Source organism: Rhodopseudomonas sp. WA056, assembly GCF_010906995.1.
In the GTDB taxonomy this organism is placed as follows: domain Bacteria; phylum Pseudomonadota; class Alphaproteobacteria; order Rhizobiales; family Xanthobacteraceae; genus Rhodopseudomonas; species Rhodopseudomonas palustris_G.
Map to the genome: position 1 here is coordinate 1 of NZ_QPFS01000150.1, position 10,271 is coordinate 10,271.

12 protein-coding genes are annotated in these 10,271 nt (G+C 66.9%); 5 read left to right on the forward strand and 7 right to left on the reverse strand.

What is annotated here, in order from left to right:
• From DU475_RS21230 to DU475_RS21240, 3 genes are all read right to left on the reverse strand, one after another.
• Positions 1-530: glycosyltransferase family 39 protein (locus tag DU475_RS21230; RefSeq protein ID WP_164633246.1), on the reverse strand; the 530-nt coding region annotated here is incomplete at its 3' end.
• 70 nt (positions 531-600) lie between these two features.
• Entirely contained in the window at positions 601-1,500 is a 900-nt protein-coding gene (gene rnhB, locus DU475_RS21235; RefSeq protein WP_164633247.1) for a ribonuclease HII, read from the reverse strand.
• Between the two features lie 94 nt (positions 1,501-1,594).
• The gene (locus DU475_RS21240; protein ID WP_142881939.1) at positions 1,595-2,755 is read right to left on the reverse strand and encodes a PA0069 family radical SAM protein; all 1,161 of its coding nucleotides are present in this window, start codon (positions 2,753-2,755) and stop codon (positions 1,595-1,597) included.
• Between the two features lie 181 nt (positions 2,756-2,936).
• Here DU475_RS21240 and DU475_RS21245 point away from each other — a divergent pair, with 181 nt between their 5' ends.
• From DU475_RS21245 to DU475_RS21265, 5 genes are all read left to right on the forward strand, one after another.
• Positions 2,937-3,503, forward strand: coding sequence for a glycosyltransferase (locus tag DU475_RS21245; RefSeq protein ID WP_164633248.1), 567 nt, complete (start codon positions 2,937-2,939; stop codon positions 3,501-3,503).
• A gap of 164 nt (positions 3,504-3,667) precedes the next feature.
• The gene (locus tag DU475_RS21250; RefSeq protein WP_164633249.1) at positions 3,668-4,609 is read left to right on the forward strand and encodes a bifunctional helix-turn-helix transcriptional regulator/GNAT family N-acetyltransferase; all 942 of its coding nucleotides are present in this window, start codon (positions 3,668-3,670) and stop codon (positions 4,607-4,609) included.
• Complete coding sequence (locus tag DU475_RS21255; RefSeq protein ID WP_164633250.1) at positions 4,609-4,761, forward strand: hypothetical protein; 153 nt, start codon at positions 4,609-4,611, stop codon at positions 4,759-4,761. The genes DU475_RS21250 and DU475_RS21255 overlap by 1 nt, the downstream gene beginning before the upstream one ends.
• A 112-nt stretch (positions 4,762-4,873) precedes the next feature.
• Positions 4,874-5,650 carry an SAM-dependent methyltransferase gene (locus DU475_RS21260; protein ID WP_164633251.1) on the forward strand — a complete coding sequence of 259 codons (777 nt, stop codon included), beginning with the start codon at positions 4,874-4,876 and terminating at the stop codon, positions 5,648-5,650.
• A 53-nt stretch (positions 5,651-5,703) separates the two neighbouring features.
• A complete protein-coding gene (locus tag DU475_RS21265; protein ID WP_164633252.1) occupies positions 5,704-7,053 on the forward strand; it encodes an APC family permease in 1,350 nt (449 codons plus the stop codon).
• 49 nt (positions 7,054-7,102) lie between these two features.
• On the opposite strand, the gene DU475_RS21270 is transcribed toward DU475_RS21265, so the two are convergent.
• From DU475_RS21270 to ypfJ, 4 genes are all read right to left on the reverse strand, one after another.
• The gene (locus tag DU475_RS21270; RefSeq protein WP_047309716.1) at positions 7,103-7,855 is read right to left on the reverse strand and encodes a CoA-transferase; all 753 of its coding nucleotides are present in this window, start codon (positions 7,853-7,855) and stop codon (positions 7,103-7,105) included.
• Complete coding sequence (locus tag DU475_RS21275) at positions 7,852-8,670, reverse strand: CoA transferase subunit A (protein ID WP_047309717.1); 819 nt, start codon at positions 8,668-8,670, stop codon at positions 7,852-7,854. The genes DU475_RS21270 and DU475_RS21275 overlap by 4 nt, the downstream gene beginning before the upstream one ends.
• A gap of 112 nt (positions 8,671-8,782) precedes the next feature.
• On the reverse strand, positions 8,783-9,331 hold the full coding sequence (moaB, locus tag DU475_RS21280; RefSeq protein ID WP_047309718.1) for a molybdenum cofactor biosynthesis protein B: 549 nt from the start codon (positions 9,329-9,331) through the stop codon (positions 8,783-8,785).
• Positions 9,332-9,468: 137 nt separating this feature from the next.
• Positions 9,469-10,271 (reverse strand): KPN_02809 family neutral zinc metallopeptidase (ypfJ, locus tag DU475_RS21285; RefSeq protein WP_164633253.1); only part of this gene is annotated, 803 nt, incomplete at its 5' end.

A 10,271-nucleotide genomic window follows, 5' to 3' on the forward strand; every position in this document is an offset into this window, starting at 1 on the left:
GCAACGGTGGTGAGCAGAAGCAGGCCGGTTTCGATCGACAACGCAAACCACGCCGCACGGCGGTGCTGTCCGAACACCTGCCAGCCGTGCCATAGCACCAGCGCCCACAGCGGCCGGGCCAGGATCAATGGACCGAACTCCACCCCGGAGCTTGCGAAGGCGGTGACGGTGGAGGTCAACAGCACCGCGATGACCGCATACTGCGCTCCGACCACACAGCGCGCGAGCTGGAACAGCGCATAGAAGGTGACGATGAAGCAGAGTTGCGCCAGCACATAAACGCCGACGATGTGACCACCGGCGGCCCGATAGGCGAGGTCGGCGAGCCAGAACGCAAGCGGGGGACCGAGATCCGTGCCGACCTGATATTCACGGCCGTAAGCCAGCACGATGGCGACGTCACCCGGCGGGCTGGCGTAGAACAGCGTCGGCACCAGCACCCACAGCAACGACTGAGCGCCCACCACCAGCCAGAACAGCAGCAGCGGCCGAGCGCGGATCAGTTCGACGATCAGGGAGGCGAAGCGCATGTGAGGCCAGCGAAACTCGGTCCGACCGTGATAGAGCCCGGCGGCCGCACAAGCAACCGCGCGACCGCGCTCACACCGCGGCTTCGACGGCGGAAGCGGGGCCGAACGGATCTTCGATCGGCGGCAGAGCCTCGCCTTCGATCTTCCGCCAGGCCGCCGCGACAGGGGCGAAGGCGCGGCGGTGATGCACCGTCGGACCGAGCCGGGCCAGCGCATCGAGGTGATCCGGCACGCCATAGCCCTTGTGCTGCTCGAAGCCGTAACCGGGGCACTGCTCGGCGAGTCGGCACATCAGTCGGTCGCGCGACACCTTGGCGATGATCGAGGCTGCGGCGATCGAGGCGATCAGGCCGTCGCCACCGATCACCGCTTCACAGTCGCATCTCGTGGCCAACCGGTCCCGACCGTCGACGAACACCTGCTTGGGCAATTCCGGCAGTGCGTGCACGGCGCGGGTCAACGCCCACAGCGAGGCGCGCAGGATGTTGTCGCGATTGATCCGCTCGGGCGACGCATACACTACCGCCACCTGCGCGGTGGCGCAGATTTCCTCGAACAGCGCCTCGCGCTTTTCAGCCGACAGCCGCTTGGAATCGTCGAGCCCCTTGGGAACGCGCTTGGGGTCGAGCACCACGGCGGCCGCCACCACAGGACCGGCCAACGGCCCGCGCCCGGCCTCGTCGCAGCCGGCGACCGGCCAGATACCGCGCTTGATCAGCGCCCGCTCGCGCCGGAAGCTCGGCGGCGCGACAGCGATCACGCCCTTCAGTCCCTTGGCGGATGCGGGTTTGACGGATGCGGGTTTGACGGCCACGGCCTTTTCACCAATCTTGCAGACGGCGGCCTTGGCAGTCGAGGCTTTCGCGCTCGCCGCGTTCCCGCCTGTCGGCTTGACGGTCTTGGCCTTGCCGCCCGGTCGGCTTGCGGGCTTCGCCGGAACCTTGATCGGCTGTTTGATATCCCGAATCATGCCCCGATGCTGCGGGCGAGGCTCAGCCGGCGCAACCGTAAATTCCGGATCGTGCCCGCTATTCGCACCCCGCGGGAACTGCGGCCCTGCTCCCTCAGAACAAACTGAGCTGCTGCCCGGCTCTTTCCGGCCTCTCGAAATGATCGGTCGTCAGCTTGGATCGGCGCTTGTTCAGCCCGAGCCTGGCACAGGCGGTCTCGAACCTCCGCCCGATCATCCAGGCGATCGGGCCGGTGCCCTTCATCCGGGTGCCCCATTGCGAGTCGTAGTCGCGGCCGCCACGCATGTCGCGGATCAGGGTGAAGACGTGACGATAGCGGTCCGGATAGTTCGCCATCAGCCATTCGCGGAACAGGTCGCGCACCTCCAGCGGCAGCCGCAGCAGCACGTAGCTCGCTTCCTTGACTCCGGCATGAGCGGCGGCGTCGAGGATGCGTTCGATCTCCATGTCGTTGAGTGCGGGGATCACCGGCGCCACCATCACGGTGGTCGGGATGCCGGCGTCCGCGAGCAGCTTCAGGGCCTCAAGCCGCTTGGCCGGCGTCGAGGCACGCGGCTCCATGCTGCGCGCCAGCTTCGGATCGAGCGAGGTGACCGACAGCGCCACCTTGGCGAGCTGACGCTTGGCCATCCGCGCCAGGATGTCGATATCACGCACCACCAGCGCCGACTTGGTGACGATGCCGACCGGGTGCCCGGTCTTCTCCAGCACCTCGAGGATGCCGCGCATGATCTTCTGGTCCCGCTCGATCGGCTGGTAAGGGTCGGTGTTGGTGCCGATCGCGATCGTCTTCGGCTCGTAGTCGGCCGTCGCCAGTTCCTTCTCGAGCAGCGCCGGCGCGTCCGGCTTGGCGAACAGCCGCGACTCGAAATCCAGCCCCGGCGACAGGCCGAGATAGGCGTGGGTCGGCCGCGCGAAGCAGTACACGCAGCCATGCTCGCAGCCACGATACGGGTTGATCGAGCGATCGAACCCGATATCCGGCGAATCGTTGCGGGTGATGACCTTGCGAGCGGTATCCAGAGCGACCGTGGTCTTGAACGGCGGCAGATCCTCAAGGCTCTCCCAGCCGTCGTCGAAGGCGGTTCGCGCCTCGGCCTCGTAGCGGCCGCTGGCGTTGGACTGCGCACCGCGACCGCGGCGCCGCTGCTGATCGACCGCCCCCTCGATGGCGGGGAAAGGGGAAGGCGCGCCCACCGGCTCGGAGGGCACCGTGACCGGCGGGCGCTTGAGGGCATTGGATGCTCTGCTCATGCGTCCAAGATAGCGAGTCACAAGAACAAAGCAAGAACAAATACCCGATACCCACCACCGGCTTGAAGTGCCGCGCACGACGTTGCCCCGATGATGGGCATTGTGCGATTCACGGCTGATTTTGCGGCAGTGAGGTGCTAAGCGTGGCGCGCATTTGTCGTCGTAGGGTCACCCGCCGGACATGTTGAGCGTGATCATTTCCACCGAAGGCGTCGAGCGGACCGCCGTCGCCACGTTGGCGTCGCTGGTGCCGGGCGCCGCGGCCGGCGTCGTCAGCGACGTCACCCTGGTCGACCGTGGCGGCAGCGACACCATCGTGCGCGTCGCCGATGTGGCCGGCTGCAATTACCTCGCATTCGAGGGCAGTCGCGCCGAAGCGCTCGCCGCCGGCGCACGGAAGGCGCGTTCGCCCTGGCTGATGTTCCTGCATGCCGGCGCGGTGCTCGATCCCGGCTGGATCGAAGAGACGACACAGTTCATCGAGGGCGTGATGGCCAGCGGCCATCCGCGCGCCGGCATCTTCCGCTATGCGCGGTCGCCCTATGCGCCGAGCGGCTGGCGCGAAAGCCTGACAGCACTGCTGCAGAACCTCATTGGCTCCGGCGCAGACCAGGGGCTGGTGATCGCGCGCGATCACTACGACCGCCTCGGCGGCCACGCCGTCCGCGGCGCAGAAGCGATGCTGCCGCGCGACCTCGGCCGATCGTCCCGCACCCTGCTGCGCAGCCGCGTCATCCTCGCCGCCTGACCTCTGTTCGCTACCCCTGCCGTACCGCCGCCGCGCCATAATAGTTGCTATAGGCAAATAATTTATTGACGAGAGCAACTGTTTTGGCTGTGATGGGCTCCCGAGCGCCCTGGCAAGGTCCGCCGAGGATCGTTCGCAGGGCTTCCGAGCGGAGGTGAAGACCAATGGAGAAGGGTATCGTGCAGCCGCCCCCGAACCAGGGCGACGACGTTGCGCTGGTGCGGGCATTCAACCGGTTCTACACCGCGCGTCTGGGCGTACTCGAGCAACGGCTGATGGACAGCCCGTTTTCGCTGACGGAAGCGCGGATTCTGTACGAGCTGGCGCATCGCGAAGCGCCGACCGCCAAACAGATCGGCACCGAATTGAAGCTCGACCCCGGCTATCTGAGCCGGATCATTCAGGGCTTTGCCGACGACGGCCTGTTGAAGCGATCCCCCTCGCCGGCCGACCGGCGGCAGCACCTGCTGACGTTGACCGCCAAGGGCCGCGCCGCTTACGCCAAGCTCGAACTCAGCTCGCAGAACGAAGTCACCGCGATGCTGGCGGATTTGCCGCCCGCCGGGCGGACACGGCTGACCGCGGCGATGTCGACCATCCAGGGATTGCTCGGGACCGGCACCGCACCGCCGCCGATCCTGCGCAGTCCGCGCCCCGGCGATATCGGCTGGGTGGTGCAGAGCCACGGCGCGTTCTACGCGGCCGAATACGGCTTCGACGCCTCGTTCGAAGCCCTGGTGGCGGAGATCGCCGGACAGTTCCTGGCTTCGCACGATCCTGGACGCGAGCGCTGCTGGATCGCCGAATATGACGGTGCCCAGGCCGGCTCGCTGTTTCTGGTGCGGGACAGCGACGATGTCGCCAAGCTGCGCCTGCTGCTGGTGACGCCGCAGGCGCGCGGCCATCGGCTCGGACGCAAGCTGATCGACGAGGCGGTCGGCTTCGCGCGGCACTGCGGCTATCGCAAGGTCACGCTGTGGACGCAGAGCATCCTGACCGCGGCGCGCGGCATCTATCAGGACGCGGGCTTCCAGCGCGTCGGAGCGGAGCCGCATCGCAGCTTCGGCCAGGACCTGATCGGCGAGACCTGGGAGCTGAGCCTGTAATGTCGCCGCGGCGTTCCGCACCGCCGCGCGTCACCGCCGAGCTGATCGCCTTCCACACCAAGCGAGGGAAGGCGCTGCGACGCGCCGCGGTCGCAGCCGCCTTGCGCGCGTTGCTGCGCTGGCTGCATTACGCGGTCGTCCGGCGACGCTGAAGCGCGCGGCCTCCGTCGCATCGCGGCGAGACAAACAGTCGCGCCGCCGCGTTGGATCGCGTCGCGCGGGTTGGTGTTTGCGTCGCGGGCTGACGAGCAGGAGACCGTCCTCATGCGACACGCACTGATCCGCTGCCTTGCCGCTTCCGTGATCACTTTCGGCGTCATCGCCGCCCCCGCAGCCGCCCGATCTCCCGATGTGCATTACGTGCCGACGCCGAACAATGTTGTGAACCGGATGCTGGAGCTGGTGAAGCCGAAGCCCGGCGACTACCTGATCGACCTCGGCTCCGGCGACGGCCGGATCCCGATTACCGCCGCAAAGCGCTACGGCATCAACGGTCACGGCGTCGACATCGATCCGGTGCGGATCTCCGAAGCACAGGCCAAGGCAGAGCAGGCCGGCATGACCGGCAAGGTCCAGTTCATCCGGGCCGACCTGTTCGAAACAGAAATCGGCAAAGCAGACATCGTCACGCTGTATCTGCTGGAAACGCTGAACGCCAAGCTGCGGCCCCGCCTGCTCAACGAATTGCGGCCCGGCACCCGGGTTGTGTCGCACGCTTTCAGCATGGGCGACTGGAAGCCGGAACACCACGAGCAGGTCGAAGGTCGTGACGTGTACTTCTGGATCGTGCCGGCGCGGGTGCAGGGCGAGTGGCGACTGCAGAACGGCTCCGAGGCCGAGGTGAGGCTGACACTGACCCAGAACTATCAGGAGGTCGCAGGATCCGCGACGGTCGACGGCCGTCAGACCCGGATCGAGCAGATCAAGCTCAAAGGCGCGGATCTGAGCTTCCGGCTCGGCGGACGTGACTATCAGGGCAAGGTCGAAGGCGACAGCATCGTGCCGTCCAGCAAGGGCGACTGGCGCGCGGCGCGGATTTGATCCGTCCGCAGCATTCCGCGCGTGCCCTAGGCGACTGAGCGAGGAGCTTTGTCATGACCGGCCCGACCCGCCCGACCGCCGCACCACGGCCGAGCCTGTCCCTGCTCGACGGCATCGCTATGGTAGTCGGGGTGGTTGTCGGCATCGGCATCTTCAAGACACCCTCGCTGGTCGCCGCCAATGTCGGCAGCGAGGCGATGTTCATCGGACTGTGGCTGCTGGGCGGTCTGATCACGATCGCCGGCGCCCTGGTCTATGCTGAACTGGCGATGCGGCATCCAAGCGCCGGGGGTGAATACACATTTCTCGACCGCGGCCTCGGCCGCAACGTCGCGCTACTGTTCGCGTGGGCGCGGATCTCCGTGGTTCAGACCGGCGCCATCGCTGCGGTGGCTTTCGTGTTCGCCGACTACGCCCAGGCGGTGCTGCCGCTCGGACCGTATGGGATCGCGATCTACGCGGCCGCGGTGCTGGTAGCCACCACCGCGGTCAACCTGCGCGGTACCGTCTATGGCAAGATCGCGCAGAACCTGCTCAGCGGGCTGACGCTGGCGGTGATTGTGCTGATCGTGATCGCAGCGGCGTTCATGGTACCCGTGCAACAGCCGCCCGCCGCGCCGCCGGCCATGAGCAGCGATGGCCTCGGCGCAGCAGGGCTGGCGATGGTGTTCGTGCTGCTGACTTACGGCGGCTGGAACGAAGCCGCCTACATCTCGGCGGACCTGCGTGACGGTCGCCGCAACATGCTGCGGCTGCTGTTGCTCGGAACCCTCGCGATCACCGCAATCTACCTGTTGACCAACCTCGCTTATCTGAGCGTGCTCGGGCTCGACGCGATCCGCGCATCCTATGCGGTCGCGGCCGACGTGATGCGACTGGCGGCCGGCGACACCGGCGCTCTGTTGCTCAGCATCGCGGTGTGCATCGCCGCGCTGTCGACGCTCAATGCATCGATCTTCACCGGCGCCAGGGTGTATTTTGCGATCGGCGCTGATCTGCCGGCGCTGCGCAAGCTCGGCGCCTGGGACCACGACGGCAATCATCCACGCCGCGCCATCCTGATCCAGAGCGCGGTCGCACTGTTGCTGGTCGCGTTCGGCGCGATGCAGCGCGACGGATTTCAGGCCATTGTGGAATACACCGCCCCGGCATTCTGGCTGTTCATGCTGCTGATCGGCGTGTCGTATTTCGTGCTGCGGCGGCGCGATCCGCAGCGGCCTCTGCTGACTTGGCCGCTATACCCCGCAGTCCCGGGATTGTTCTGCGCCGCCAGTGCCTACCTGCTCTACGCCAGCCTGATGCACACCGGGCTCGGGGCGCTGGTCGGGATCGGCGTGCTCCTCGCCGGCGTACCGCTGATCGCGCTCGCCCAGCGCAACAGCGCGATGGTCCCGGCGGAATAGCGCTGCGGACCATCGCCGTGTTGATCGGCGTGTTGCAGGTGGGAGCCGCCTACGCGGCCCGATCCGCCACCAGCGTTTCGGCGAACTGCGGATAGCACTCGGCAAGCTCGTCGGTCACGCGGCCGCGCAGCAGTGCCAGAGTCTCCGCGTCAGGCTCCGGCGTGACCGGCACCTGCGTGGGCGCGTCGTAATCGAACCCGGTGGCTGCGCGGATATCCTCCGCCGAGCTGCCCCGGTGCGCGCTGCGCAAGCAGAACCGTTTGCGCGCCTTGTCGAAGTCGAACAGCGCCAGTCCGGTCAGCAGCGCGTGCGGTCCCCCCTTGCGGTAGATCCGCTCGCTCGCGCCCGGCGCGCTGACGAAATCGACCTTGTCGACCAGAACCCGCGGCGAATGCTCCTCGCGAAACAGGATCACCCGCGGCACCAGATAGTACATGAATGCCGAGCCGAACGAGCCCGGCCAGCGCACGCTGCTCGCCGGATAATCGCCGGTGCCGACCAGATTGATGTTGGCCTGCCCGTCGATCTGGCCGCCGCCGAGAAAGAACGCGTCGATCCGGCCCTGCGCGGTCGCATCGAACAGCTCGAACGAGCCGTTGGTGAAGAAGTTGTGCTGCCGCGAGCCGAGCACGATCACCCGCACCGGATCGCGGCCGCGGCGCTCGTTGCGGGCGCGCAGCAGCATGGCGCCGGCGGCGGGGATCGGCGACGAGGCGCCGACCGCAACGGTGCGGACGCCGTCGAGCAGATCGGCGATGGTTGCGATCAGGATTTCGCGGGAGGTCGTGAGCGCCGTGCTCATGCCACCGCCTCAAGCTTCTGAGCGAAGCCCTTCATGTAGGCCGCAAAGCCGTCCGCCGAGCGCGCCATCTTGGCGTAGCGCGCGACTTCGGCCGTGTCGGTGGTGTATTCGCCGGCGAGCCCGAGCGGCCATGCGCCGTTCCGGGCTTCGGCGACAGCGCCGACATACAGCGCCGGCAACACGCCGGCAGCACTGCGCTCGTCGGCCAGCAGCGAAGTGTCGATGATACGCTCGACCGTGACCAAGGTGGTCTTCGCCGCATAGGCCATCGCAGCCAGCTCGGCCTGCCGGCCGATCCGTACGTTGCCGAAGCGATCGGCTTCCGGCGCGTGGAAGATCGCGACGTCCGGGCGAATCGCCGGCACCACCACGATCGGATCGTCGGGCGTGAACGGATTATCGATCACTTTCCAATCGCTGCGCATCTTCAGCACGTCGCTGCCGATGATGCCCCGGATCGGCATGAACGGCACGCCCTTCTGCCCGGCGACGAGACCGGCGAGAATCGCCGGGCAGGTCGCGTCTTTCATCGCGAACGCGCTGCGGCGAATGCCGTCGGCAAACCGCGGCGCGCCGCCGGCTTCGCCGAGCGTGATCGCACTGGTTTCCACGGTGCCGACCAGGCCCTCACCGATCAGCATATCGGCCTGGATGCCGCTGATCGGCACACAGACGAGGTGCAGGTTGCGCGGACGATTGGCGATGATCGCGGCGGTCGCGGCCATCGCGACGCCGCCATTGTCGGACGGCAGCGCCACCATCATGCCGTCGTGGATCTGCGCGGCGAGCGCCTCGATCGATACGATCTGTCCCAAAGCATTCTCCCATCGTCGCTGCGCGATTGTTGCGCGTTGTGATTGGCGTCGATGGTTCCGTGGTGCGGCGCTGCTGTCAAGGTGCAGGCGCGCAGACGGTCATGAGCAAGGGTCAGCTCGTGCCGCGGCGCAAGTGCTCGTCGAGACGCGGCATGATCTCGACGAAGTTGCAGGGCCGCGTGCGATAGTCGAGCTGCGCGGCAAGAATGCCGTCCCAGCCGTCGCGGCAGGCGCCGGGCGAGCCCGGCAGACAGAAGATGTAGGTCGCTCCCGCGACGCCGGCAGTGGCGCGCGACTGGATCGTCGAGGTGCCGATCTTGGCCCAGCTCAGCATGTGAAAGGCGATCGAAAACCCGTCCATCCGCTTTTCGAACAGCGGCTCGATCGCTTCCGGCGTGACGTCGCGGCCGGTGAAGCCGGTGCCGCCGGTGGAGATGATCACGTCGACGCCATCGTCGGCGATCCAGCGCCGGACGATGGCGCGGATCTTCTCGACATCGTCGGTGACGATCTCACGCGCCGCCAGCCTGTGCCCCGCCCCGTTCAGCCGCTCGACCAGCGTCGCCCCCGACTTATCATCGTCGAGCGACCGCGTGTCCGACACGGTGAGCACCGCGATGTTGAGCGGGATGAATTGCTTTGGTTGCTCTTTGCTCGCCATGACCGCCCTGTCGAATCGATACCTGCGTCATGGCCGGGCTGGTCCCGGCCATCTACGTCTTGATCACATCGCGAGACGTGGATTCCCGGCGCAAGGCTGGGCATGACGAATTCGGATATTCATCGTGCGCCCGAGCCTTACAGCCGCTCCGCCCCGAAGGTGTTGCAGGCCTGGATCGTACCTTGCTGATACCCGGTCATGAACCAGCGTTTGCGCTGCTCGGCGGAGCCGTGGGTGAAGGAGTCCGGCACGACCTCCCGGCCGGCGCGGCGCTGCAGGGTGTCGTCGCCGATCGCAGCCGCCGTGGTTAGAGCCGCGTCGATGTCACCGTCTTCCAGGAAGTTCGGCCGCTTCTTCTTTTCGCGATTGACCCAGACGCCCGACAGGCAGTCGGCCTGCAACTCGACCTGCACCTGCAGGGCGTTGGACCGCGGTCCTTGACCGTACTGCCTCTGCTTCTGATTGACCTTGTCGAGGATGCCGAGCTCGTTCTGGACGTGATGACCGACCTCGTGGGCGATGATGTAGGCCGCAGTGAACTGGCAGGCCGAGCCGGAGCAGCCGCGGAAGCGGGTTTCGACCTGTTTGAAGAACGAGGTGTCGATATAGATCTGCCGGTCGGGCGGACAATAGAACGGCCCCATCGCCGCCTGCGCCATGCCGCAGCGCCCGCCATTGGTGCGGCCGCGGAACAGCACGATCTTCGGCCCCACATACTTCTGGCCGCTGGCTTTGAAAATTTCGGTCCAGCGGTCGTCGACCTCGCCGAGCACGCCGGAAATCATGCTGCCCATTTCGTCGGTCGGCGCGCCCTGCTTGCCGGCGCGGCTGTCGGTCTGGTGCTGCTGCGTCGACTGTGACAACATCTCGGCGCCGCCGATCAGCAGCCGCGGGTCGATGCCGAGCGCCCAGCCGACGATTCCGAGCACCACGATGGTGC

Bases quoted from the DNA above. Each gene is read 5' to 3' on its own strand.
- DU475_RS21240 (WP_142881939.1), bottom strand. From the start codon at position 2,755: ATGAGCAGAGCATCCAATGCCCTCAAGCGCCCGCCGGTCACGGTGCCC.
- DU475_RS21270 (WP_047309716.1), bottom strand. From the start codon at position 7,855: ATGAGCACGGCGCTCACGACCTCCCGCGAAATCCTGATCGCAACCATC.
- moaB (WP_047309718.1), bottom strand. From the start codon at position 9,331: ATGGCGAGCAAAGAGCAACCAAAGCAATTCATCCCGCTCAACATCGCG.
- DU475_RS21250 (WP_164633249.1), top strand. From the start codon at position 3,668: ATGGAGAAGGGTATCGTGCAGCCGCCCCCGAACCAGGGCGACGACGTT.
- rnhB (WP_164633247.1), bottom strand. From the start codon at position 1,500: ATGATTCGGGATATCAAACAGCCGATCAAGGTTCCGGCGAAGCCCGCA.
- DU475_RS21245 (WP_164633248.1), top strand. From the start codon at position 2,937: ATGTTGAGCGTGATCATTTCCACCGAAGGCGTCGAGCGGACCGCCGTC.
- DU475_RS21265 (WP_164633252.1), top strand. From the start codon at position 5,704: ATGACCGGCCCGACCCGCCCGACCGCCGCACCACGGCCGAGCCTGTCC.
- DU475_RS21260 (WP_164633251.1), top strand. From the start codon at position 4,874: ATGCGACACGCACTGATCCGCTGCCTTGCCGCTTCCGTGATCACTTTC.
- DU475_RS21255 (WP_164633250.1), top strand. From the start codon at position 4,609: ATGTCGCCGCGGCGTTCCGCACCGCCGCGCGTCACCGCCGAGCTGATC.